Consider the following 23,312-nt stretch of genomic DNA (forward strand, 5'->3'; position numbering starts at 1 on the left):
CCGGTATCCGCTGCCCCGCCGCCCGCTACAACAGCCCCACGGCGGTGTCGACCGCCCCCGCCACGTCGCCGTCGGGCGGATACAGCAGGGCCCTGCCGACGACGAGACCCTGCACGGTGGGCAGTTGCAAGGCGCCGCGCCACTTCTCGTACGCGGCGTCCTGATCGCCCCCGACGTCGCCGCCGAGCAGCACGGCGGGCAGCGTCGAGGTCTCCATGACGCGGGCCATGTCGTCGGGGTTCTCGGTGACGGGGACCTTCAGCCAGGTGTACGCGGAGGTCCCTGCGAGGCCGGAGGCGATGGCGATGGAACGGGTGACGGCGTCGGCGCTCAGGTCGTTGCGGAGCGGCCCCGTGCCGTCCGGGCCCCGGCCGGTCAGGAACGGCTCGACGAAGACCGGAAGTCCGCGCTCCGCCATCGCGTCGACGGCGCGGGCCGCGGAGTGCAGGGTCCGCAGGGACCCCGGGTCGTCGTAGTCGACGCGCAGCAGCAGCTTGCCCGCGTCGAAGCCGAGCCGTTCGATGTCCGCGGGCCGGTACCCGGTGAACCGGTCGTCCATCTCGAAGACGGCCCCGGCCAGTCCGCCCCGGTTCATCGATCCCATGACGACCTTGCCGTCGAGGGCGCCGAGGAGCAGCAGATCCTCCAGCACGTCGGCGCCTGCGAGGACTCCGTCGACCCCGGGCCGCGACAACGCGAGACAGAGCCGTTCGAGCAGGTCCCGCCGGTTGGCCATGGCGAGGGGCGCGGCCCCTGCGCCGAGGGCGCCGCGTGCGGGGTGGTCCGCGGCGACGATCATCAGCCGCCCGGTCGTCCCGAGCAGCTCCCGCCGCCCGCGCCGGGAGGCGGCCTCGGCGATGGCTTCGGGGTGCCGGGCGCGGGTGCGGGCCAGCGCCGCGACGTCGACGGAACGTTCCAGCCCCTCCGTCGTCCGAGGAGCGGGGGCCGGGGCTGAGTCCCGTGAACGGTGACCCCGGGTCATGTGACAGCCCCTGCTTCCACCGCAAGGGCGACCTCGCCGGCGAAGGGCATGGCTGAGGAACACTCCAGCCGGGAAGCCACGATCGCCCCCGCCGCATTGGCGTACCGCATGATCCGGCTCAGCTCCCAACCGGCGAGCAGCCCGTGGCACAGCGCCCCGCCGAAGGCGTCCCCCGCGCCGAGCCCGTTGAGGACCTTCACCGGCAGGGGCGGCACCCGCGCCGCCTCGCCCGCGCGGTTCATCGCGAGCACTCCGTCGGGCCCCTGTTTGACGACGGCCAGTTCGACCCCCGCGTCGAGCAACGCACGGGCCGCCGCGCGAGGTTCACGCTCCCCCGTGGCGATCTCGACCTCGTCGAGGTTGCCGACGGCGACGGTGGCGTGCGCGAGGGCGGCGGCGTAGTGGGGCCGGGCCTGCGAGGGATCGGCCCAGAACATGGGCCGCCAGTCCAGGTCGAACACCGTGGCGCCGGCCCCCGCCCGCCGCGCGGCCAGCGCCGCCGACGTGGCCGTGCGACTCGGCTCCGCACAGAGCCCGGTCCCCGTCATCCAGAAGATCCGCGCCGTCGCGATCGCGTCGAGGTCGAGCTCGCTCTCGTACATCTCCAGGTCGGGCGCCTTCGGCTGCCGGTAGAAGTACAGCGGGAAGTCGTCCGGCGGGAAGATCTCGCAGAACGTCACCGGCGTCGGCAGGCCCGCGACCGCGGTGACCCAGCGGTCGTCGACGCCGAACTCCCGCAGCGCCGTGTGGAGGTAGTCGCCGAAGGGGTCCTCTCCGGTGCGGGTGATGACGGCGACGCGGCGTCCGAGCCGGGCCGCGGCCACCGCGACGTTCGACGCCGAGCCGCCGAGGAACTTCCCGAACGCGGTCACCTCGGCGAGGGGCACTCCCGTCTGCAGGGGGTACAGGTCCACCCCGATCCGGCCCATCGTGATGACGTCGTACGGTTCGCTCACCCCGCACGCCTCCCCATCGCGACACGTGCGTTCATGGCGGCCCGCCCCTTCGTCTCGTCCGTGTGCCCCCAGGTCTAATCCCGCCCCGGGAATCCTGTCAACAATTTGTCCTTACATTCGGACCACTTGCTTGACACTCTTCCGAAACGGCCTGGAGGCTGGCTGACATGACGACGCTGTCTCGCATCCGTATCGGTTCGGCGCCCGACTCGTGGGGCGTGTGGTTTCCCGAGGACCCGCGCCAAGTGCCCTGGAGCCGCTTCCTCGACGAGGTCGCGGAGTGCGGATACGAGTGGATCGAGCTCGGCCCGTACGGCTATCTGCCCACCGACCCGGCCGAACTGCGCGCGGAGACGGCCCGACGCGGCCTCAAGGTGTCCGCCGGCACGGTCTTCACGGGCCTGCACCACGGACCCGCCGTCTGGGAGAAGACCTGGGCCCACGTCGCGGACAACGCCGCGCTCGCGCAGGCCGTGGGGGCCGGGCACCTCGTCGTCATCCCCTCCTTCTGGCGCGACGACAAGACCGGCGAGGTCCTGGAGGACCGCGTCCTGACGCCCGCACAATGGCGCGAACTGACCACCCAGACCGAGCGGCTTGCCCACGAGGTCCGCGAGCGGTTCGGCCTGCGCGTCGTGGTGCACCCGCACGCGGACACCCACATCGACACCGAGGAGAACGTCAGCCGCTTCCTCGACGCCACCGATCCGGACCTCGTCTCGCTCTGCCTGGACACCGGCCACTACGCCTACTGCGGCGGTGACAGCGTCAAGCTGATCGAGACGTACGGCGAACGCATCGGCTATCTGCACCTCAAGCAGGTCGAGCCTGCGGTCCTCGCCGAAGTGCGGGCCCAGGAGGTGCCGTTCGGGCCCGCCGTGGCGCGCGGGGTGATGTGCGAGCCGCCCGCCGGGGTGCCCGCCCTGGAGCCCGTCCTCACCGCGGCCCAGCGGCTGGGCGTCGACCTGTTCGCCATCGTGGAGCAGGACATGTACCCGTGCGCGCCGGACGATCCCCTTCCGATCGCCCGCCGCACCCGCTCCTACCTGCGGTCGTGCGGCGCCTAGTACGCCCAGTCATCTCTTCGGCCCGGCGCCACGCGTCACTCGTGTCACAAACACGTGCGTCCTGTCACACATGTCCCGTGTACGCGGGTCTTGCGTCACAGGCGGTCCACAGCCGCTCCCCTGCGGTCACTCAGCGTCGTTCACCGGGCACAGGCTGAGTGATCGCCGCGCGCCGCGCCCAGCTCCCCCGTCGGCCTTTCGGCCGCCCTGGGCGCGCGCAGGGAGGTGCCACTGATGACCGACCGCAGGCTTTGGTCGTACAAGGAGATCGCCGCACACATCCGTGTGCAGCCGGACACCGTGCGCTCCTACCGCAAGCACGGTCTACTGCCGGACCCCGACCACATCGAGGGCGGCAAGCCCTACTGGTACGCGGACACCATCCGCGCCTGGGTCGCGGCCCGGCCGGGGAACCGGCGCAGAGGATGACGCGACGGCCCCCCTTTTCGTTGAGAAATACCCCCTAGGGGTATAGTCTCAGTGGTGTCGGGAGATCACCGGGGCTCCGGGGCCCCCTCCCGCACGCTACGCCGCATACGTACACACCCCCGAGGAGAACGACATGAGCGCCCAGACCGAGCTCCCGCAGGCCGCGTCCGAGACGACCGGCTCCTGCTGCTCCCCCAGCGGTTCCTGCCACTCCGGCGGCACCGAGGCGCCGCAGGGCGCCGTCACCACCGTGTACGAGGTGACGGGGATGACCTGCGGGCACTGCGAAGGCGCCGTCTCCGCCGAGATCTCGGAGCTCGCGGGCGTCGGCTCCGTACAGGCCGTCGCGTCCACGGGCCTGGTCACCGTGGTCTCCGAGGCCCCGCTCGACGAGGCCGCCGTGCGCGCCGCCGTCGACGAGGCGGGTTACGAGCTCGTCGGCGTCAAGGCCTGACGCCCCGGACCCGAGCCCGGCCCCGCCGCCACGTCTGAGCTGCGGACCGCCGGGTACCCCGGGCCCTGTGGTGCCGACACCGGCGCCACAGGGCCCGCAGCCGTCCCACGACCCGGAAGCAGTACGAGAGAACCATGCCGGACGTCACGGAAGTCTCCGAAGTCGAACTCGCCGTCGGCGGGATGACCTGCGCCTCCTGCTCGTCGCGCATCGAGAGGAAGCTGAACCGCGTGGAGGGCGTGACCGCCACGGTCAACCTCGCCACGGAGAAGGCGCGGATCGAGTACGCCGACGGGGTCGAGGTCGGCGGGCTCATCGCCCTGGTGGAGAAGCTCGGTTACACGGCCGAGGAGATCGTCCCGCCCGCGCCGGCCCCCGATGACCGTGCCGATGCCGCGGCGGCCCCCACCACCGCCGACATCACCGAACCCGACACCCTGCGGCAGCGCCTGACCGTCTCCGCGCTCCTCTCCCTGCCCGTCGTGCTGCTCGCGATGGTCCCCGCCCTGCAGTTCGACTCCTGGCAGTGGCTCTCGCTGACGCTCGCCGCGCCCGTCGTCGTCTGGGGCGGGCTGCCCTTCCACCGGGCGGCGTTCACCAACCTGCGGCACGCGGCAGCGACCATGGACACCCTCGTCTCCGTCGGCACGCTCGCCGCCTTCGGCTGGTCGCTGTGGGCGCTGTTCTTCGGCGACGCCGGGATGCCGGGGATGCGGCACGGCTTCGACCTCACCGCATCGCCGGGCGACGGCGCCTCGACCATCTACCTCGAAGTCGCCGCGGGCGTCATCACGTTCATCCTGCTCGGGCGCTGGCTGGAGGCCCGCTCCAAGCGGAAGGCCGGTTCGGCGCTGCGCGCCCTCCTCGAACTCGGCGCGAAGGACGTGGCGGTGGTGCGGGACGGCGCCGAGGTCAGGGTGCCGGTCGACCGGCTGGCCGTCGGGGACCGCTTCGTCGTACGCCCCGGCGAGACCGTCGCGGCCGACGGCACCGTCGTCGAGGGCGCCTCCGCGGTCGACGCCTCCATGCTGACCGGCGAGTCCGTGCCGGTCGACGTGGGCGCGGGCGCCGCCGTGACCGGGGGCACCGTGAACGTCGCGGGGCGCCTCCTGGTCGAAGCGACGCGCGTCGGCTCGGACACCTCGCTGGCGCGGATGGCGCGGCTCGTCGAGGACGCGCAGACCGGCAAGGCCCAGGTGCAGCGCCTCGCCGACCGGATCGCCGGCATCTTCGTGCCGGTGGTGCTGCTCATCGCGCTCGGCACGCTCGGCGGCTGGCTCGGTGCCACCGGCGACGCGACCGCCGCGTTCACCGCCGCCGTCGCCGTCCTGATCATCGCCTGCCCCTGCGCGCTCGGCCTCGCGACGCCGACGGCCCTCATGGTCGGCACCGGCCGCGGCGCCCAGCTCGGCATCCTCATCAAGGGCCCCGAAGTCCTGGAGTCCACGCGCCGCGTCGACACCGTCGTCCTGGACAAGACCGGCACGGTGACCACGGGACGCATGGAGCTGACGGACGTCCAGGTCGCCGGGGACACCGGGGAGGAGGAGCTGCTCCGCCTCGCGGGCGCCCTTGAGCACGCCTCCGAGCACCCTGTCGCCCGGGCCGTCGCGGCGGGCGCCGCGGACCGGCTCGGGACCGCCGTCGGGGAGCTGCCCGCGCCGGAGCGGTTCGAGAACGTCGCGGGGTCCGGGGTGCGCGGCACCGTCGAGGGCCACGACGTGCTCGTCGGCCGCGAACGGCTGCTCGCGGAGGCGGGCGTGACGGGCCTTGAGGCGGTGGCCAAGCTGCGGGACGACGCGGAGGCGGCGGGACGCACGGCCGTCCTGGTCGCCTGGGACGGCGCCGCCCGCGGTGTCCTCGCCGTGGCGGACGCCCTGAAGGAGACCAGCCCCGAGGCGGTGCGCCGGCTGCGTGCGCTCGGCCTGACGCCGGTGCTGCTCACCGGCGACAACCGGGCCGTCGCCGAAACGGTCGCCCGCGCGGTGGGCATCGCGCCGGACGCCGTGTACGCGGAGGTGCTGCCCGAGGACAAGGTCGATGTCGTACGGCGGTTGCAGGGCGAGGGCAAGGTCGTGGCGATGGTCGGGGACGGCGTGAACGACGCGGCAGCGCTCGCCACCGCCGACCTCGGCCTGGCGATGGGCACCGGCACGGACGCGGCGATCGAGGCGAGTGACCTGACATTGGTGCGCGGGGACTTGCGGGTCGCGGCCGACGCCATCAGGCTCTCCCGCAAGACCCTCTCCACCATCAAGGGCAATCTCTTCTGGGCCTTCGGCTACAACGTCGCCGCGCTGCCGCTCGCCGCCGCCGGTCTGCTCAACCCGATGATCGCGGGCGCCGCGATGGCGTTCTCCTCCGTCTTCGTGGTGACGAACAGCCTTCGGCTGAGGAGCTTCACATAACCCCTTCACAGGGTCGTTTCAGCACCCTCACACCCGTCACAGAATCCCCATACCGGTGCTCTTGCGCATGTACTGGACATATGCAAGAGACGCAGATCACAGTGATTGGAACGTAACCATTGAGGGGAGTCGCGAGTCTAATGGGGCGATGCAGGAAGATGTCTTGGGGGACGTCTTCCGCGTCGAGGGGCATCTTGGGGGATGTTCCTGGACATTGCGTTGCCGGGGCACGTGCACCGGGGAGCTTTGAGCGGCCCTCCCGTACGTACGCGTCCCGGCAGACCGCAGGGCAATCCACAGACGCCCGGCCGGATCCCGTGGGGGGAATCCGCACCGGGAAAAAGGGAAGCGCCCCGACCGTCGACCCGTGGGGGGATCGACGGCGGGGCGCTTTCCGCTTTGCCGGGGAGGGTCAGCGGCCCTCGACCGGGACGAAGTCGCGCAGGACCTCGCCCGTGTAGATCTGCCGGGGGCGGCCGATGCGCGAACCCGGCTCCTTGATCATCTCGTGCCACTGGGCGATCCAGCCCGGGAGGCGGCCGAGCGCGAAGAGCACGGTGAACATCTCGGTCGGGAAGCCCATCGCGCGGTAGATGAGGCCCGTGTAGAAGTCCACGTTGGGGTAGAGCTTGCGCTCGACGAAGTAGTCGTCGGCCAGCGCGTGCTCCTCCAGCTTCAGGGCGATGTCGAGCAGCTCGTCGGACTTGCCGAGCGCCGAGAGGACGTCGTGCGCCGCCGCCTTGATGATCTTCGCCCGGGGGTCGAAGTTCTTGTAGACGCGGTGCCCGAAGCCCATGAGCTTCACGCCGTCTTCCTTGTTCTTCACCTTGCGGATGAAGGTGTCGACGTCGCCGCCGGAGGCCTGGATGCCTTCCAGCATCTCCAGGACGGACTGGTTGGCGCCGCCGTGCAGCGGGCCCCACAGGGCCGAGATGCCGGCCGAGATCGAGGCGAACATGTTCGCCTGCGAGGAGCCGACCAGGCGCACGGTGGAGGTCGAACAGTTCTGCTCGTGGTCCGCGTGCAGGATCAGGAGCTTGTCGAGCGCCGAGACGACGACCGGGTCCAGCTCGTACTCGGCGGCGGGCACCGAGAAGGTCATGCGCAGGAAGTTCTCGACGTAGCCGAGGTCGTTGCGCGGGTAGACGACCGGGTGGCCCTGCGACTTCTTGTACGCGTAGGCCGCGATCGTCGGAAGCTTGGCGAGCAGGCGGATCGTCGAGAGGTGACGCTGCTTCTCGTCGAACGGGTTGTGGCTGTCCTGGTAGAACGTCGACAGCGCGCTGACCACGGACGACAGCATCGCCATCGGGTGCGCGTCGCGCGGGAAGCCGTCGTAGAACCGCTTGACGTCCTCGTGCAGCAGGGTGTGCTGCGTGATCTCGTTCTTGAAGGTGGCCAGCTCGTCGACCTTCGGCAGCTCGCCGTTGATCAGGAGGTACGCCACCTCGGTGAAGGTGGAGCGCTCGGCCAGCTGCTCGATCGGGTAGCCGCGGTACCGGAGGATGCCCTCTTCACCGTCGAGATAGGTGATGGCGGATTTATAGGCGGCGGTGTTGCCGTAGCCGCTGTCCAGGGTCACCAGACCGGTCTGGGCGCGGAGCTTCCCGATGTCGAAGCCCTTGTCGCCGACGGTCGACTCGATCACCGGGTAGGTGTACTCGTCGTCGCCGTACCGCAGTACTACACCGTTGTTAGCGTTCTCGCTCACGTCATCCCTCACCGACGTTGTGCCTCTTCTTCGAGGTGCCCTGACTGTCTCTACCATCCCCCATTTGGCCCTGGAGAGTGCACTCGGGGTCGACCATTGGGCCAATTGGCGGCACTCAGTGCCGCCAACCTGCTCATCCTGCCCCCTTCGCCCCGGTTCCGGAAACCCTGTGTGAGGTTTCCGACTCATTTGATCGATCAAATCAGCCGGGAATGGCTCCGCGGCGCCCGGAAAGTCGGAAATCCAGGGCCGTGCAGCGCCTCCCCGCGGAGACCGTGCGCACTGCCTGTCCCAGAGCCTTGCGCGAACCGACGAGGACGACCAGCCTCTTGGCGCGCGTCACGGCCGTGTAGAGCAGGTTCCGCTGGAGCATCATCCAGGCGCCGGTGGTGACCGGGATCACCACCGCCGGATACTCGCTGCCCTGGGAGCGGTGGATCGTCACGGCGTACGCGTGCGCAAGCTCGTCCAGCTCGTCGAAGTCGTAGGGGACTTCCTCGTCCTCGTCGGTGCGGACGGTGAGCCGCTGTTCGTCGGGGTCGAGGGCGGTGACGACGCCCACCGTGCCGTTGAAGACGCCGTTCTGCCCCTTCTCGTAGTTGTTGCGGATCTGGGTGACCTTGTCGCCGACGCGGAAGACCCGGCCGCCGAACCGCTTCTCGGGCAGGCCGGGCCGCGCGGGCGTGATGGCCTGCTGGAGGAGGCCGTTGAGGTTCCCCGCGCCCGCGGGGCCGCGGTGCATGGGCGCGAGGACCTGCACGTCGCGGCGCGGGTCGAGGCCGAACTTCTGCGGGATGCGGTGCGCGGCGACGTCCACCGTCACGCGGCCCGCGTCCTCGGTCTCGTCCTCGACGAAGAGGAAGAAGTCCTTCATGCCCTGGGTGATGGGCGGGACACCGGAGTTGATGCGGTGGGCGTTGGTGACGACGCCCGACTCCTGGGCCTGGCGGAAGATGCGGGTGAGGCGGACGGCGGGGACCGGGCTGCCGTCGCTCAGCAGGTCCCGCAGCACCTCGCCCGCGCCGACGCTCGGCAGCTGGTCCACATCGCCGACGAAGAGCAGATGGGCGCCGGGCGGCACGGCCTTCACCAGCTTGTTGGCGAGCAGCAGGTCGAGCATCGAGGCCTCGTCGACGACGACCAGATCGGCGTCGAGCGGCCGGTCCTTGTCGTACGCCGCGTCTCCGCCGGGCCGCAGTTCGAGCAGGCGGTGCACGGTGGAGGCCTCCGCGCCGGTGAGTTCGGCAAGGCGCTTGGCGGCGCGGCCCGTGGGGGCGGCGAGGACGACCTTGGCCTTCTTGGCGCGGGCCAGCTCGACGACGGAGCGGACCGTGAAGGACTTGCCGCAGCCGGGCCCGCCGGTCAGGACGGCGACCTTCTGGGTGAGCGCGAGCCGGACCGCCTCCTCCTGCTCGGGCGCGAGCTGGGCGCCGGTGCGGGCCGCGAGCCAGGCGAGCGCCTTGTCCCAGGCGACGTCCCGGAAGGCGGGCATGCGGTCGTCGTCGGCTCTCAGGAGGCGCAACAACTGGCCTGCCAGGGAGAGTTCGGCACGGTGGAAGGGGACCAGGTAGACGGCGGTGATGTCGTCGCCGCCGTCCGGTCCCGGGAGCGTCTCGCGGACGACGCCCTCCTCGTCACCGGCCAGTTCGGCGAGGCAGTCGATGACGAGGCCCGTGTCGACCTGGAGGAGCTTGACCGCGTCGGCGATGAGCCGCTCCTCGGGGAGGAAGCAGTTGCCCTGGTCGGTGGATTGTGAAAGGGCGTACTGGAGACCGGCCTTGACGCGCTCGGGGCTGTCGTGCGGAATGCCGACGGACTGGGCGATGCGGTCGGCGGTGAGGAAGCCGATGCCCCAGACGTCGGCGGCGAGGCGATAGGGCTCGTTCTTCACGACGGAGATCGACGCATCGCCGTACTTCTTGTAGATGCGCACGGCGATGGAGGTGGAGACCCCGACTCCCTGGAGGAAGACCATGACCTCCTTGATGGCCTTCTGCTCCTCCCAGGCGGCGGCGATCATCTTCGTCCGCTTGGGGCCGAGTCCGGGCACTTCCACGAGGCGCTTCGGCTCGGTCTCGATGATGTCGAGGGTGTCGACGCCGAAGTGCGTGGTGATCCGGTCGGCCATCACCGGGCCGATGCCCTTGATGAGGCCTGAGCCGAGATAGCGGCGGATGCCCTGGATGGTGGCGGGCAGCACCGTCGTGTAGTTCTCCACCGTGAACTGCTTGCCGTACTGCGGGTGGGAGCCCCAACGGCCCTGCATCCGCAGGCTCTCGCCGACCTGTGCGCCGAGCAGCGCGCCGACGACGGTGAGCAGGTCGCCCGCGCCTCGTCCGGTGTCGACGCGCGCGACCGTGTACCCCGTCTCCTCGTTGGCGTACGTGATGCGCTCGAGGACCCCCTCGAGCACCGCCGTCGCCGCAACTGGACTCGCCATGATCCGACGCTACCGCCCGGCACCGACAGCGCGGTGGGCCTGTGGACAACTTCACGGGCGCGGAATCGTTGCGCGCGGACCGGCTCCGGGCGCAGGGACCTTCGAAGGGGCCCGGTCCAATGGACCGGGCCCCTTCGGGTTCCCCTCCCCTGCCAGAACTTCTCGATCCCCCCGGATCGCCTGGATCCCCCCAGATCCCGGATTCCCCCCACTGAAGCCCTGACTCCATGTACGACACGCGTGGTGCCCGAAGGGTTGCACGGCGTTGCGGAAAATTTTCAGAGCGGCTTCCAGATGCTGACAAAGCGGGGTGCACGTAGCGTTTGACGCATGAGCGATGAACCTCGGTCCTTCGAGCAGGACGTGCTGCACGAGCTGGGCGACGACAAGCTCCAGGAGATCGCAGGGCTGCTCGGCACGGACGCGTCCGGCGCCCAGGAGGTCGTGGGCACCACGGCGTCCGCGCTCTCCGGGAACCTCCAGGACAAGGCGGCCACGGCCGACCCCTCGGAGGCCGAGGAGATGCGTCAGGCCGTCGCCGAGGTCGGCGGTGCGCCCGCACCCGGCGATGCGCCCCTCCACGGGGTGGCGTCCTTCGGCGGCCTCGGCGGTCTCGGCGGCCTCGCGGGCGGCGGGATGATGTCCGGTGTGCTCGCCAGGATGAGCAAGCCGGTCGCCAACGCGGTCGCCAAGAAGACCGGCCTGCCCGTGGCGACGGTCACGCGCGTGATCGAGATGCTGATCCCCGTGGTCCTCGCGGTGCTCTCCAAGCGGGCGGCGGGCAAGAAGGCCTCCGGCGGGGCGGGCCCTTCCGCGTCCTCCGGCGGGCTCGGCGATCTGCTGGGCCAGATCCTGGGCGGCAGGAAGTAGCCGCCTCCGGCCACCGGAACTCCGACCACCGGAACTCCGGCCACCGGAAGAAGCAGCCGCACCGCGCCCGCGCATGCGCGCACCCGCGCCTCACGCATGCGCGCAAAAGCGCTCCGCCGTCTCCCTCAGCACCTCACCCCCGTCGCGCGCCCACAGCGCCTCGTTGAAGATCTCCACCTCGATCCGGCCCCGGTACCCCGCGCCGTCGACCATCGCGCGGAACGCCCCGAAGTCCACGCTGCCGTCACCGAGCTGCCCCCGCCCGAGCAGCACGCCCGCGGGCAACGGCGTGATCCAGTCAGCCAGTTGGAAGGCGTGCAGCCGGCCGCCCGCGCCCGCCCGCGCGATCTGCGCGGGCGCCCGGTCGTCCCACCAGAGGTGGTACGTGTCCACGACGACGCCGACCTGGTGCGCGGGGAAGCGTTCCGCGAGGTCGAGGGCCTGGCCGAGAGTGGAGACCACACAGCGGTCGGCCGCGAACATCGGGTGCAGCGGCTCGATGGCGAGGCGCACGCCCCGCTCCTGGGCGTAGGGCCCGAGGACGGCGAGCGCGTCCGCGACGCGCTCGCGCGCGCCGGTCAGGTCCTTACTGCCGGGCGGCAGGCCGCCCGAGACCAGGACCAGCGTGTCGGTGCCGAGGGCCGCCGCCTCTTCGACCGCCGCGCGGTTGTCGTCGAGGGCACGCGCGCGTGCCGCCCCGTCGGGGCCGGTGAAGAAGCCGCCCCGGCACAGACTCGTCACCGTGAGCCCGGCGTCCCGCAGCAGGCGGGCGGTGCGCCCGACCCCGTACTCCTGCACGGGCGCGCGCCACAGCCCGACCGCTGTGACGCCCTCCTTGACGCAGCCCGCCGCGAGTTCGGGGAGCGACCACTGCTTGATCGTCTCCTGGTTGAGGCTCAGCCGGGACAGCGGCACCGGTGTGCTCATTGGGGGACTCCGTGGACGGTGAGCAGGGAGCGCATGCGGGCGGCCGCGAGGGCCGGGTCGGGGAAGAGGCCGAGCCCGTCGGCCAGTTCGTAGGCGCGGGCGAGGTGGGGCAGCGAGCGGGCCGACTGCAGGCCGCCGACCATGGTGAAGTGCGTCTGGTGCCCGGCGAGCCAGGCCAGCAGGACGACACCGGTCTTGTAGAAGCGGGTGGGGGTCTGGAAGAGGTGGCGTGACAGTTCCACTGTCGGGTCGAGGAGTTCGCGGAAGCCCTTCACGTCGCCGGTGTCCAGGGCCCTTACGGCCGACGCGGCGAGCGGTCCCAGCGGGTCGAAGATGCCGAGCAGGGCGTGGCTGAAGCCGTGGTCGTCCCCCGCGATCAGCCCCGGGTAGTTGAAGTCGTCCCCCGTGTAGCAGCGCACGCCGTCGGGCAGGCGGCGGCGCAGGGCGATCTCGCGGCCGGCGTCCAGGAGCGAGACCTTGATGCCGTCGACCTTGCCGGGGTGGGCGGCGATGACCTCCAGGAAGGTGTCCGTGGCCGCGTCCAGGTCGGCCGAGCCCCAGTAGCCCTCAAGGACGGGGTCGAACATCGGGCCGAGCCAGTGCAGGATCACCGGCTCGCGGGCCTGGCGCAGGAGGTGGCCGTACGTCTCCAGGTAGTCGTCCGGCGAGGTGGCCGCGGCGGCGAGTGCTCGGGACGCCATGAGGATCACGCGGGCGCCGGCCGACTCGACGAGGGCGAGCTGCTCCTCGTACGCGGCCCGTACGTCCACAAGGGAGGCCCCCGGCGCCAGTTGGTCGGTGCCGACGCCGCACGCGATCCGGCCGTCGACGGCCTTCGCCTCGGCGGCCGACCTGCGGATCAGCTCGGCGGCTGCCGGCCAGTCAAGGCCCATGCCGCGCTGGGCGGTGTCCATGGCCTCGGCGACACCGAGGCCGTGCGACCAGAGGTGGCGGCGGAAGGCGAGCGTGGCGTCCCAGTCGACGGCGGCGGGGCCGTCCGGGGAGACGTCCGCGCAGGGGTCGGCGACGACGTGGGCGGCGGAGAAGACGGTGCGGGAGGCCGGTGGGCCCGCGGGCGTGAGCCGCAGCGGGTCGGCGCGGGGGGTGTACGCGCGCGTGCCGCCGTCCGCGGCCGGGAGCAGGACGGGGGTGCTCACAGCGTGATCTCCGGTACGTCGATGCGGCGGCCCTCGGCGGCGGACTTCAGGCCCAGCTCGGCGAGTTGCACGCCGCGCGCGCCGGCGAGGAGGTCCCAGCGGTAGGGCGCGTCGGCGTACACGTGCCTGAGGAAGAGCTCCCACTGCGCCTTGAAGCCGTTGTCGAACCCTTCGGGGCCCTGGTTGTCGGGGACTTCCTGCCACTGGTCGCGGAAGGAGTGGGTGGCGGGCAGGTCCGGGTTCCAGACGGGCTTCGGCGTCGTACTCCGGTGCTGTACGCGGCAGTTGCGCAGGCCCGCGACCGCCGACCCTTCCGTGCCGTCGACCTGGAACTCCACGAGCTCGTCGCGGTTGACGCGGACGGCCCAGGAGGAATTGATCTGCGCGATGGCGCCGCCGTCCAGCTCGAAGATGCCGTACGCGGCGTCGTCGGCGGTGGCGTCGTAGGGCCTGCCGTCCTCGTTCACGCGCCGCGGGATGTGGGTGGCGGTGAGCGCCTGGACGGTGCGGACGCGGCCGAACAGTTCGTGCAGGACGTACTCCCAGTGCGGGAACATGTCGACGACGATGCCGCCGCCGTCCTCGGCGCGGTAGTTCCAGGACGGGCGCTGGGCGGGCTGCCAGTCGCCCTCGAAGACCCAGTAGCCGAACTCGCCGCGCACCGACAGGATGCGGCCGAAGAAGCCGCCGTCGATGAGCCGCTTCAGCTTGAGCAGGCCCGGCAGAAAGAGCTTGTCCTGGACGACGCCGTGCTTGATGCCGGCGTCCTCGGCGAGGCGGGCGAGCCCGAGGGCGGCGTCGAGCCCGGTGGCGCTCGGCTTCTCGGTGTAGACATGCTTGCCCGCGGCGACGGCCCGCTTGATGGCGTCCTCGCGGGCCGAGGTGATCTGCGCGTCGAAGTAGATGTCGACGGCCGGGTCGGCGAGGACCGCGTCGAGGTCGGTGGAGACGTGCTCCAGACCGTGCTGGGCGGCGAGCGCGCGCAGCGCGTGCTCCCTGCGGCCGACGAGGACGGGCTCGGGCCACAGCACGGTGCCGTCGCCGAGGTCGAGGCCGCCCTGCTCGCGGAGGGCGAGGATCGAGCGGACCAGGTGCTGGCAGTGGCCCATGCGTCCGGTGACGCCGTTCATGGCGATGCGCACCGTCTTGCGTGTCACGACAGTCCCTCCGTAGGTGCGTAGCAAGCGCTTTCTACCCAAGGGCAAGCTAGCCTGCCGGACAAGGTGGCGACAAGGGCTTCGGTCGCGGGCGTGGCGGAAGTCGACGAGACGGGTGACCGGAGGACGACGAGATGACTGTGACCCTGGCGGATGTCGCGGCCCGCGCGCAGGTGTCCCCCGCCACCGTCTCCCGCGTGCTGAACGGCAACTACCCGGTCGCCGCCGCGACCCGCGAACGCGTCCTGCGCGCCGTGGACGACCTCGACTACGTCCTGAACGGCCCCGCGAGCGCGCTCGCCGCGGCCACGTCCGACCTGGTCGGCATCCTCGTCAACGACATCGCGGACCCCTTCTTCGGGATCATGGCGGGGGCCGTGCAGTCCGAGATCGGCGGACCCGGCGGGCGCGCGGGCGGCGAGCGGATGGCCGTCGTCTGCAACACCGGCGGCTCCCCCGAGCGCGAACTCACCTACCTCACGCTCCTGCAGCGCCAACGCGCCGCGGCGGTCGTCCTCACCGGCGGGGCCGTCGAGAACCCCGACCACGCCTGCGCCATCGCGGGCAAGCTGCGGCGACTCGCGGAGGCGGGGACACGGGTCGTGCTCTGCGGCCGGCCGCCCGCGCCGGACACGGCGGCGGTGGCACTCACCTTCGACAACCGCGGCGGCGCCCAGCAGTTGACGGAACACCTCCTGAGCCTCGGCCACCGGCGCATCGGCTACATCGCGGGCCCCGAGGAGCGCACGACGACCCGGCACCGCCTGGAGGGCCACCGCGCCGCGCTCGCCGCCCGCGGCATCGAGGACGACCCGGCGCTGACGGTCCACGGCCCCTACGACCGCCGCTCCGGCTACGACGCCACGGACGAACTCCTGCGCCGCGCCCCCAACCTGACGGCGGTCGTCGCCGCCAACGACACGGTGGCACTCGGCGCGTGCGCGGCCCTGCGCGACAAGGGCCTGCGCATCCCCGACGACGTCTCGGTGGCGGGCTTCGACGACCTCCCCTTCAGCATCGACGCGGTCCCCGCACTGACGACGGTCCGCCTCCCCCTGCACGAGGCGGGCGCACGGGCGGGCCGCATCGCCATGGGCAAGGAGAACGGGCCTCCCGGTGGGGTGGCGACGGTGCACGGGGAGTTGATGGTGCGGGGCTCCACGGGGGCCCCGGCGGCGCGGTAGGGGCCGCCCGCACCCTGGCGGGCGGCTACCCGCCCCGCACCACCCTCCCCAGCACCCCCACCCCCTCCTCGATCTCCGCCGTGCCGCTCGCCGCGTAGCCGAGGACCAGGCCCAGGGGGTGCGGGAGTTGGGTGTGCCAGGACAGGGGGTGGGTCTTCACACCGTGGTGGAGGGCCTGCGTGGCGAGGGTCGTGTCGGTGCCGGCGTACGTGTGGTCGTACGTGTGCTCATCGAGGGTGAGCATCAGGTGCAGGCCCGCCGCCGCCCCGTGCACCACCGCCCCCGGCAGATGCGTCCTGATCGCCGCGATCATCGCGTCCCTGCGCCTGCGGTGGTGTTTGCGGATGAGTCGCAGGTGGCGTTCGAGGGCGCCGGAGTCCATGAGGTGGGCGAGGGTGAGCTGGGGCAGGGCGCCACTGCCGAGGTCGATGAGACGTTTGGCGTCGACGAGGGCCTCCCGGTGGGCGGGCGGCGCGAGCAGCCAGCCGAGGCGCAGGGCGGGCGCGAGGAGTTTCGAGACGCTGCCCGCGTAGCAGACGTGGTCCGGGAGCAGGGAGCGCAGCGCCGGTACGGCGGGGCGGTCGTAACGGTGTTCGGCGTCGTAGTCGTCCTCGATGACCAGGCCGCCGTCGCGGGCCCACTCCATCAGTTCGCGGCGCCGTTCGCCGCCGAGGACGACACCGGTGGGGAACTGGTGGGCGGGGGTCAGCAGCACGGCAGGGGCCCCGGTGGCGCGCAACGCGTCGACGCGGATGCCCTGGGCGTCGACCGGCACGGGCGGGGTGCCGAGCGGCCGCAGGTGCTGGCGTACGCCGAGTGATCCCGGCTCCTCGACCGCCACCTGCGAGATCCCGTCGGCGTGCAGGACGTCGACGAGCAGCCGCAGCGCCTGGGCCGTGCCGTTCACGATCATCACGTCGTCCGGCGCCGCGGGGATCCCCCGGTTGCGGGAGAGCCAGCGCGCGACGGCGGCTCGCAGGGCCGGGGTGCCGCGCGGATCCCCGTACCCGAAGTCCGACGGCGTGAGTCCGGCGAGCACGGATCGCTCGGCCCGCAGCCAGGCCGCGCGCGGAAAGGCGGAGAGGTCGGGCAGCCCCGGCGACAGGTCGATGCGGGCGGGCGCGGCGCGGATGGCGTCGAAGACGCCGAGGTCGGGAGGGGCGGTGAAGAGGCCGGCAGGGGGTGGGGGCGGCTCGTCACCCCTACCGCGGTACGGGTGAAAGCCCGCATCCTGTACGGGCGTTGCGGAACCCGGCACTCCGAGCGCCGCGTGTGGCGCGGCCACCACCACCGTGCCGCCGCGCCCCCGCCCCTCGACCTGCCCGTCCTCGGTGAGCCGCCGGTAGGCCTCCGTGACGACGCCTCGGGAGACGCGCAGGTCGGCGGCGAGGGTGCGGGTCGCGGGGAGCCTGCTGCCGACGCCGAGACGGCCGTCGGCGATGGCGCCCCTGATCTGCCGGGTCAGCCAGTCGCAGAGCCCGCCCCTGGGTGCGTCGGCGGCGTTGAGCTGCAACCAGTCGGAGGTGGCAACGGGGACGTCCGCGATTATGGACCGGTCGGAAGGAGATCCAATGGACCTGTTCATGGAGCCATTGTGACGTCAGGGTCGAGCCATGGAATTCCTCCTCACCTCTCTGGTCGTCTGCGTGACACCGGGCACCGGCGTCCTTTTCACGATCGCGGCGGGACTCTCCCGCGGCACCCGCGCCGCGGTGATCGCCGCCGTCGGCTGCACGCTGGGCGTCGTCCCGCACATGGTGGCCGCGATCACCGGCCTCGCCGCGCTCCTGAACACCAGCGCGGTCGCCTTCCAGACGCTCAAGTACCTGGGCGTGGCCTACCTGCTGTACATGGCGTGGAGCACGCTGCGCGACAAGAGCGAGCTCACCGCCGAGCGGGAGAGCGAGCCGCGCTCGGCGGGCCGCACGATCCTGACGGGCGTGCTGATCAACATCCTCAACCCGAAGCTGACGCTGTTCTTCTTCGCGTTCCTGCCGCAGTTCGTGAGCGCCGACGAGCCGTACGCCTTCCTGCGCATGACGGAACTGAGCGCGTACTTCATGCTGATCACGTTCGTGGTCTTCGTGGCGTACGGGCGGTTCGCGGCGGCGATGCGCGATCAGGTCATCTCGCGCCCCCGGGTGGTGAGTTGGATGCGGCGTACCTTCGCGGTGGCTTTCGCGGCGCTGGGCGCGCGGCTGGCGTTCCTCTGACGCGCCGACGTCGTGCGGGGTTGACCGGTCCGGGACGCCGCCTACTGTCGGGACCATGAGATTCGCCTTCTCCACCCTCGGCGTGCCCGGCCTCCCCGTACCCGACGTGCTGCGGCTCGCCACCACCCACGGCTACCACGGCGTCGAGCTCCGCGCGCACCCCGAGGAGCCGGTGCACCCGGGGCTCGGGCCGGCCGAACGGGCCGACGTGGCCGCCGGGTTCAAGGCCGCCGACGTGGAGATCCTCGGTATCGCCGGGTACGCGCGCGTGGCCGCCCCCGGTGACGACGGGCCGGTCCTCGACGAGATCCGCTCCCTCGTCACCCTCGCCCGTGACCTGGGCGCCCCCTTCATCCGCGTCTTCCCGGGCGGCGGCACCGAGCAGAGCACGGCGGAGGCCGACGCCACGGCCGCGAGGCGGCTCGGCACGGCCGCCCGGTACGCGGCCGACGCAGGCGTACGCATCCTCCTGGAGACCCACGACTCGCACCGCACGGGTGCCGACCTCACGCGCGTGCTCGGCACCGTCGGCCACCGGCAGGTCGGCGCGCTGTGGGACCTGATGCATACCTGGCTCGGCGGCGAGTCCGTCTCCGACACGTTCGCCGCGCTCTCCCCCTACCTCGGCTACGTCCAGGTGAAGGACGTCGCCTCACCGGACGACACGACGCCGCTGCCGCTCGGCGCCGGGGCGCTGCCGCTCGCCGAGTGCGTGTCCCTGCTCGGCCGGGAGAACTGGGAGGGGTGGCTGTGCTGGGAGTACGAGAAGCGCTGGTACGGGGAGGCTGCGCCGCTGGAGGGGTTGCTGGGGCCGGGCCGTGAGCTGCTCTCCCGGCTGGTGAGCGGCTCCTTCTGAGCCTTCCGCAGGCACGAGCGGGACCGCCGCTTCGCGGCGGAGTGGGCGGGTGGGTATCTCCCCCCGCCTTCCGTCTGCGGGCGCGGACAGGCCCGCCGCTCCGCGGCGGATGTATCCCACCCACCCACCCGTTTGCCCCGCAACGCACGGCAGAGGTAGGGGCGGGGGCGGGGGTCGTTTGCCCCGCAACGTACGGCAGGACGGGGCCAGCCCCCACCGGGCCGCAGTCGCACGCGCTCCCGAGGGGACGTGGGGGTATGTGCGAACGGAGCACCGAGCACGCTGTAGCCCCATTGTCCGTGCAGCGTGACGCAGGGATAGCGAGTACGCACATACCCCCGCGGCCCCGCCCCACAGACGCACCCGAGGCGCCCCAGCCCAAACGGACCCGCACACACCCCACCCCTCCCTTGACCGGCAGAAAGCTTCGGGATATCCGTTGCTCCTGAAAGTAACTTTCCCCGGCCCGCAGGAGCCCCCCGTGCCCCACCCCGAAGACCGCGACCGCCATCGCGACCGCGAGCTCCGCGACCTCATCGGCACGATGCCCCTGGAGGACAAGGTCGGCCAGCTCTTCGTGATGCACGTGTACGGGCACACCGCCACCGACCCGGACCCCGCCGACGTCGACACGAACCTCCGGGAGCTAGGCGTCCGCGACGCCGCCGAACTGATCGCCCGCTACCGTCTCGGCGGCGTCATCTACTTCGGCTGGGCCCACAACACCCGCTCCCCGCACCAGATCGCCGAACTCTCCCACGGCATCCAGCGAGCGGCGGCGGCCGCCACCGACCCCGTCCTCCCCGTGCTCATCTCCGTCGACCAGGAGCACGGCGCCGTCGCCCGCATCGGCGCCCCCGCCACGCTCCTGCCCGGCGCCATGGCCCTCGGCGCGTCCGGCTCGCACGAGCACGCCCGCGAGGCCGCCCGCATCGCCGGCGCCGAACTGCACGCCCTCGGCATCCGCCAGGACCACGCCCCGGACGCCGACGTCAACGTCGACCCCGCCAACCCGGTCATCGGCGTACGCTCCTTCGGCGCCGACCCGGAGGCGGTCGCGGGCTTCGTGACCGCGCAGATCGAGGGCTACCGGAGTTCGGGCATCGCGACCGCGGCCAAGCACTTCCCCGGGCACGGCGACACACGGGACGACAGCCACACCGAGCTGCCGCACATCCACCACACCCGCGAGGAGTGGGAGCGCTACGACGCGCCCCCGTTCCGGGCCGCGATCGCCGCCGGCGTCGACTCGGTGATGACCGCCCACATCGTGGTGCCCGCCCTCGACCCGTCGGGCGACCCCGCGACGCTCTCCCACCCGATCCTGACCGGCCTCCTGCGCGAGGAACTCGGCTACGACGGCGTGATCGCGACGGACTCGCTCGCGATGCGCGGCGTACGGACGAAGTACGGCGACGACCGCGTGGCCGTACTCGCGCTGAAGGCGGGCGCCGACCAGCTCCTGAATCCGCCGCGCCCGGATGTCGCATGGAACGCCGTGCTCAAGGCGGTGGCGGACGGCGAGCTGACGGAGGAGCGCATCGACGAGTCCGTACTGCGCGTGCTCCGCATGAAGGCGGACGTGGGCCTCCTCACCGACCGGCTGGGCGAACAGCCGACCACGCACCCCACCCCCGAGGCCGTCGACGCCACCGTCGGCACGCCCGCACACCAGGTCACCGCCGACCGCATCGCCGACGCCACCACGACCCTGCTGCTCAACCCCGACGGGCTCCTCCCGCTGTCGCCCGACACCCACCCCGACATCCTGGTGGTCGGCGCGGACCCCGGTTCGCCGTCCGGCACCACGGGCCCCCCGACCACCGTCCTCGCGGGCGCCCTCAACAGCCTGGGCTTCCGGGCCGTGGTCCTGCCCACCGGAACGGCGCCCGACGAGGCGACGATCGAGAAGGCCGTGGCGGCGGCGCAGGAGCAGGACGCCGTCCTGGTGGCGACGTACAACGTCACCACCCACACGGCCACCAAGGACAACACCCAGGCGGCCAACACGGAGCTGGACACGGACCTGGACGCGAGCCCGGACAGCCGGGGGAGGCCGCTCGGGGCTGACGAGAGCGCCGACGGCCAGGCCACCCTGGTGGCCGCCCTCAAAGCCACCGGCCTGCCCGTCGTCACCCTCGCCATCCGCAACCCGTACGACGTGGCGCACCTGCCCCCGGTCGACGCCGCCCTCGCCTCCTACTCGTGGACGGACGTCGAACTGCGCGCCGCCGCACGCGTGATCGCGGGCAGGACGGCACCCCAGGGGCGGCTGCCGGTCCCGGTGCGCCGGGCGGACGACCCGGCGCGGGTGCTGTACCCGGTCGGCCACGGCCTGACGTACTGACACACGGATCGGCGGCATACGACGGAACAAGGCGTACGACGGGACAAGGCGTACGACGCGTCAGAGGGGCCGAAGCACCGCTTCGGCCCCTCTGACGACGGGCAGAACCCGTCAGAGCGTCAGAGCCCGTCTTTGAACCGCCGACGCCTCACGGCCGCAGCGTCAGCTCCCTCTTGACGTCCCGCCGGTCGAGCTTCTTGTCGTACGGGGCGAGCGGCTTGCCCGAGGCCGACGGGGAGGAGACCCCGGCCCACGCCTGGATGCGCTCCGTCGCCTTCGCCTTCTGGTCCGCGACGAGCTGCGAGACGCTCGCCCCGTGGTTCGCGCCGGGCGCGGTGAAGACGTAGCTGTCGTGGCCGGCGCCGCGCGCGGGACGGAACGGCTCTGCGCCCCACGGGTCGTTCTCGCCGTACACGTACATCATCCGCCGCGCGTTGTGCCGCACCCACCGGTCCACGTCCTGGATCGGCTGCTGCCGGAACCTCATCGGGATGTCGCGCGGCACGAAGTTCCGCGGCGGCTGGTATCCGTAGCGGCTCAGCTTGCCGAGCCAGGGCTGCTTGATGTCGGGCGAGCCGAGCTCCGTGCCCGCCTGGTAGTAGTACGGCGTGTAGGCGCTGAGGTCCTGGTCGGTGTAGGAGGACCAGCCGCCCACCGAGTCGACGTAGTCGTAGAGCGCCTGGTCGGTCGCGGTGGCCGCGTCCGGGATCTTCCCGCAGGCGGTGGCGGCGGGCTGGTACTGCCAGAAGCCCCACACCAGGTCCAGGACGACGGCCTCGAAGGCCTTGTCGAGCGTGCCGACGGTGTTGAAGGTGTAGCCCTCCGCCGCCGCGTACGCCGCGAGCTTCGCCGACAGCGGTTCCCTGCGCACCAGCGCCTCACGCTGGACGGCCTGGATCCTTTCGCGGCACTCCTTGGTGCCGACGCGCGCGAGGAACCTGTCGTAGGCCGAGTCCTCCTTGTCGACCACGTCATTGGGCGCGACGTAGGAGACGATGCCCGCCATGTCGCGCGGGTAGAAGCGCTCGTAGTACGTCGCCGTCATGCCGCCCTTGGAGGCGCCCGTGGCCAGCCACTTCTTGCCGTAGATCGGCTTGAGGGCCTGGTGGATGCGGTGCTGGTCGGAGGCGGCCTGCCAGATGTCCAGCTTGGACCAGTCGGCGGGCTCGGGCCGCGAGGGCGTGAAGAAGCGGTACTCCATGGAGACCTGGTTGCCGTCGACGATCCGTGTCGGCTCGCTGCGGCCGGGGTTCGTGGAGACGCTGTATCCGCTGGTGCTGAAGACCGTCGGGCGGGCGGTGTCCTTGTGCAGCACGGTCAGGCGCTGCTTGAAGGTGCCCTTGGACGGGTGCCGGTGGTCCACCGGCTGGGTGTAGTTGAGGACGAAGAAGCGGTAGCCCGGATACGGCTTCTCCTCGATCAGGCTCATGCCGGGTATGGCGAGCAGCCTGTCCTTGATGTCGGTTTCAGTGCTGTTGGCACTGGTGGTCCCGTCCGGTTCCGCGGCTGTGGCCGCCCCGGTCGTCGCTCCGGCCACGCCCACCGTGCCTATCAGCACCACGAGCGACAGCAGCCATCTGAGCGCCTTGCGCATGCACCCTCCCCTGTCGACACAGCAATGCCCCGGAACCTAACGGAGCAACTGAATCCGCACCAGGGGGAATTGCCTTGCGGCAACAGCGGGCACAGCCCGCATCAACAGAGAATCCAGCCCGAACTGACCCCGCGCCCGCCGACCTTCCCCTTCACCCAGACGCAGCGGTGACCGGCGTGGACCGTCACCGGGCCCGCGTGGTGGGTGTAACGGCCCGCGTCGCGCGCGGGCCTGCCGCCGCGCGCCTTGATGCTGACGGACATCGTCCTGCGGCCGCCGGAGTGCTTGGCGAAGACCACCGCGCAGACGTAACCGCGGCTCTTGAAGACGTCGACCCGGCCGCCGCTGAAGGGCAGCGTACGCACCTTGCGGCCGGCGCAGGGGGCGACTGCGGCCTCCGCCGACGCGGTGCCGGGGCCCGCGAGGGCGAACAGGACGGCGCCTGCGAGCACGGCGGTGCCGAGCGCCAGCCGCCGTCGTATCCGACCACCGCCGCGACCACTGCTCACAGCTGCCCCTCCCGTCACACCTGACGCGTCTGCCACGTCCGCCACATCTGC

19 protein-coding genes are annotated in these 23,312 nt (G+C 71.8%); 9 read left to right on the plus strand and 10 right to left on the minus strand.

Annotation, left to right across the window (positions count from 1 at the left end; translation table 11 throughout):
- Positions 1-25 precede the first annotated feature (25 nt).
- Both AC07DI_RS12220 and iolC read right to left on the minus strand, forming a co-directional pair.
- The gene (locus AC07DI_RS12220; RefSeq protein ID WP_384259320.1) at positions 26-982 is read right to left on the minus strand and encodes a Cgl0159 family (beta/alpha)8-fold protein; all 957 of its coding nucleotides are present in this window, start codon (positions 980-982) and stop codon (positions 26-28) included.
- Positions 979-1,938, minus strand: coding sequence for a 5-dehydro-2-deoxygluconokinase (gene iolC, locus AC07DI_RS12225; RefSeq protein WP_478904114.1), 960 nt, complete (start codon positions 1,936-1,938; stop codon positions 979-981). The genes AC07DI_RS12220 and iolC overlap by 4 nt, the downstream gene beginning before the upstream one ends.
- Positions 1,939-2,105: 167 nt before the next feature.
- Between iolC and AC07DI_RS12230 the strand changes: the two genes are divergently transcribed.
- The 4 genes from AC07DI_RS12230 (at position 2,106) to AC07DI_RS12245 (ending at position 6,296) form a co-directional block, all read left to right on the plus strand.
- A complete protein-coding gene (locus tag AC07DI_RS12230; RefSeq protein ID WP_478904115.1) occupies positions 2,106-3,005 on the plus strand; it encodes a sugar phosphate isomerase/epimerase family protein in 900 nt (299 codons plus the stop codon).
- Between the two features lie 234 nt (positions 3,006-3,239).
- Positions 3,240-3,434 carry a MarR family transcriptional regulator gene (locus tag AC07DI_RS12235; RefSeq protein ID WP_478904116.1) on the plus strand — a complete coding sequence of 65 codons (195 nt, stop codon included), beginning with the start codon at positions 3,240-3,242 and terminating at the stop codon, positions 3,432-3,434.
- A 133-nt stretch (positions 3,435-3,567) separates the two neighbouring features.
- The gene (locus AC07DI_RS12240) at positions 3,568-3,888 is read left to right on the plus strand and encodes a heavy-metal-associated domain-containing protein (RefSeq protein ID WP_478904118.1); all 321 of its coding nucleotides are present in this window, start codon (positions 3,568-3,570) and stop codon (positions 3,886-3,888) included.
- A 134-nt stretch (positions 3,889-4,022) separates the two neighbouring features.
- Entirely contained in the window at positions 4,023-6,296 is a 2,274-nt protein-coding gene (locus tag AC07DI_RS12245; RefSeq protein WP_478904120.1) for a heavy metal translocating P-type ATPase, read from the plus strand.
- Between the two features lie 412 nt (positions 6,297-6,708).
- Here the strand turns inward: AC07DI_RS12245 and AC07DI_RS12250 are convergent, their stop codons facing one another.
- Together AC07DI_RS12250 and recD2 are read right to left on the minus strand one after the other, a co-directional pair.
- The gene (locus AC07DI_RS12250; RefSeq protein WP_355819913.1) at positions 6,709-8,007 is read right to left on the minus strand and encodes a citrate synthase; all 1,299 of its coding nucleotides are present in this window, start codon (positions 8,005-8,007) and stop codon (positions 6,709-6,711) included.
- A gap of 202 nt (positions 8,008-8,209) precedes the next feature.
- Positions 8,210-10,447 (minus strand): SF1B family DNA helicase RecD2, encoded by a 2,238-nt coding sequence (recD2, locus tag AC07DI_RS12255; RefSeq protein WP_478904122.1) that lies wholly within the window; start codon positions 10,445-10,447, stop codon positions 8,210-8,212.
- A gap of 330 nt (positions 10,448-10,777) precedes the next feature.
- Here recD2 and AC07DI_RS12260 point away from each other — a divergent pair, with 330 nt between their 5' ends.
- Positions 10,778-11,317, plus strand: a complete 540-nt coding sequence (locus AC07DI_RS12260) for a DUF937 domain-containing protein (protein WP_384259334.1) — start codon at positions 10,778-10,780, stop codon at positions 11,315-11,317.
- Between the two features lie 90 nt (positions 11,318-11,407).
- Here AC07DI_RS12260 and AC07DI_RS12265 read toward each other — a convergent pair whose 3' ends face one another.
- Genes AC07DI_RS12265 through AC07DI_RS12275 form a run of 3 tightly spaced genes read right to left on the minus strand, consistent with a single transcriptional unit; the run spans position 11,408 to position 14,558 of the window.
- Positions 11,408-12,244: a sugar phosphate isomerase/epimerase family protein gene (locus AC07DI_RS12265; RefSeq protein WP_478904123.1), complete on the minus strand. Its 837-nt coding sequence runs from the start codon at positions 12,242-12,244 to the stop codon at positions 11,408-11,410.
- Positions 12,241-13,401 (minus strand): dihydrodipicolinate synthase family protein, encoded by a 1,161-nt coding sequence (locus AC07DI_RS12270; protein ID WP_478904125.1) that lies wholly within the window; start codon positions 13,399-13,401, stop codon positions 12,241-12,243. The genes AC07DI_RS12265 and AC07DI_RS12270 overlap by 4 nt, the downstream gene beginning before the upstream one ends.
- A complete protein-coding gene (locus AC07DI_RS12275) occupies positions 13,398-14,558 on the minus strand; it encodes a Gfo/Idh/MocA family protein (RefSeq protein ID WP_478904126.1) in 1,161 nt (386 codons plus the stop codon). Before AC07DI_RS12275 ends, AC07DI_RS12270 begins: the two co-directional genes overlap by 4 nt.
- Positions 14,559-14,692: 134 nt before the next feature.
- Here AC07DI_RS12275 and AC07DI_RS12280 point away from each other — a divergent pair, with 134 nt between their 5' ends.
- Positions 14,693-15,742 carry a LacI family DNA-binding transcriptional regulator gene (locus AC07DI_RS12280; RefSeq protein ID WP_478904128.1) on the plus strand — a complete coding sequence of 350 codons (1,050 nt, stop codon included), beginning with the start codon at positions 14,693-14,695 and terminating at the stop codon, positions 15,740-15,742.
- A 25-nt stretch (positions 15,743-15,767) separates the two neighbouring features.
- On the opposite strand, the gene pdxR is transcribed toward AC07DI_RS12280, so the two are convergent.
- The gene (pdxR, locus tag AC07DI_RS12285) at positions 15,768-17,327 is read right to left on the minus strand and encodes a MocR-like pyridoxine biosynthesis transcription factor PdxR (RefSeq protein ID WP_478904130.1); all 1,560 of its coding nucleotides are present in this window, start codon (positions 17,325-17,327) and stop codon (positions 15,768-15,770) included.
- A gap of 28 nt (positions 17,328-17,355) precedes the next feature.
- Between pdxR and AC07DI_RS12290 the strand changes: the two genes are divergently transcribed.
- The 3 genes from AC07DI_RS12290 (at position 17,356) to AC07DI_RS12300 (ending at position 21,158) form a co-directional block, all read left to right on the plus strand.
- The gene (locus AC07DI_RS12290) at positions 17,356-17,955 is read left to right on the plus strand and encodes a LysE family translocator (RefSeq protein ID WP_384259349.1); all 600 of its coding nucleotides are present in this window, start codon (positions 17,356-17,358) and stop codon (positions 17,953-17,955) included.
- Between the two features lie 55 nt (positions 17,956-18,010).
- Positions 18,011-18,811, plus strand: a complete 801-nt coding sequence (locus AC07DI_RS12295) for a sugar phosphate isomerase/epimerase family protein (protein WP_478904132.1) — start codon at positions 18,011-18,013, stop codon at positions 18,809-18,811.
- 544 nt (positions 18,812-19,355) lie between these two features.
- The gene (locus tag AC07DI_RS12300) at positions 19,356-21,158 is read left to right on the plus strand and encodes a glycoside hydrolase family 3 protein (protein ID WP_478904454.1); all 1,803 of its coding nucleotides are present in this window, start codon (positions 19,356-19,358) and stop codon (positions 21,156-21,158) included.
- A 148-nt stretch (positions 21,159-21,306) separates the two neighbouring features.
- Here AC07DI_RS12300 and AC07DI_RS12305 read toward each other — a convergent pair whose 3' ends face one another.
- Together AC07DI_RS12305 and AC07DI_RS12310 are read right to left on the minus strand one after the other, a co-directional pair.
- The gene (locus AC07DI_RS12305; protein ID WP_478904133.1) at positions 21,307-22,752 is read right to left on the minus strand and encodes an aminopeptidase; all 1,446 of its coding nucleotides are present in this window, start codon (positions 22,750-22,752) and stop codon (positions 21,307-21,309) included.
- 101 nt (positions 22,753-22,853) lie between these two features.
- Positions 22,854-23,261, minus strand: coding sequence for a hypothetical protein (locus AC07DI_RS12310; protein WP_478904135.1), 408 nt, complete (start codon positions 23,259-23,261; stop codon positions 22,854-22,856).
- Between the last annotated feature and the right edge of the window lie 51 nt (positions 23,262-23,312).

The organism is Streptomyces sp. NPDC044106, from assembly GCF_056433985.1.

Coding starts and splice junctions, on each gene's coding strand:
- AC07DI_RS12220 (WP_384259320.1), bottom strand. CDS start 982: ATGACCCGGGGTCACCGTTCACGGGACTCAGCCCCGGCCCCCGCTCCT.
- AC07DI_RS12230 (WP_478904115.1), top strand. CDS start 2,106: ATGACGACGCTGTCTCGCATCCGTATCGGTTCGGCGCCCGACTCGTGG.
- AC07DI_RS12235 (WP_478904116.1), top strand. CDS start 3,240: ATGACCGACCGCAGGCTTTGGTCGTACAAGGAGATCGCCGCACACATC.
- AC07DI_RS12240 (WP_478904118.1), top strand. CDS start 3,568: ATGAGCGCCCAGACCGAGCTCCCGCAGGCCGCGTCCGAGACGACCGGC.
- AC07DI_RS12245 (WP_478904120.1), top strand. CDS start 4,023: ATGCCGGACGTCACGGAAGTCTCCGAAGTCGAACTCGCCGTCGGCGGG.
- recD2 (WP_478904122.1), bottom strand. CDS start 10,447: ATGGCGAGTCCAGTTGCGGCGACGGCGGTGCTCGAGGGGGTCCTCGAG.
- AC07DI_RS12260 (WP_384259334.1), top strand. CDS start 10,778: ATGAGCGATGAACCTCGGTCCTTCGAGCAGGACGTGCTGCACGAGCTG.
- AC07DI_RS12265 (WP_478904123.1), bottom strand. CDS start 12,244: ATGAGCACACCGGTGCCGCTGTCCCGGCTGAGCCTCAACCAGGAGACG.
- AC07DI_RS12280 (WP_478904128.1), top strand. CDS start 14,693: ATGACTGTGACCCTGGCGGATGTCGCGGCCCGCGCGCAGGTGTCCCCC.
- pdxR (WP_478904130.1), bottom strand. CDS start 17,327: ATGAACAGGTCCATTGGATCTCCTTCCGACCGGTCCATAATCGCGGAC.
- AC07DI_RS12290 (WP_384259349.1), top strand. CDS start 17,356: ATGGAATTCCTCCTCACCTCTCTGGTCGTCTGCGTGACACCGGGCACC.
- AC07DI_RS12295 (WP_478904132.1), top strand. CDS start 18,011: ATGAGATTCGCCTTCTCCACCCTCGGCGTGCCCGGCCTCCCCGTACCC.
- AC07DI_RS12300 (WP_478904454.1), top strand. CDS start 19,356: ATGCCCCTGGAGGACAAGGTCGGCCAGCTCTTCGTGATGCACGTGTAC.
- AC07DI_RS12305 (WP_478904133.1), bottom strand. CDS start 22,752: ATGCGCAAGGCGCTCAGATGGCTGCTGTCGCTCGTGGTGCTGATAGGC.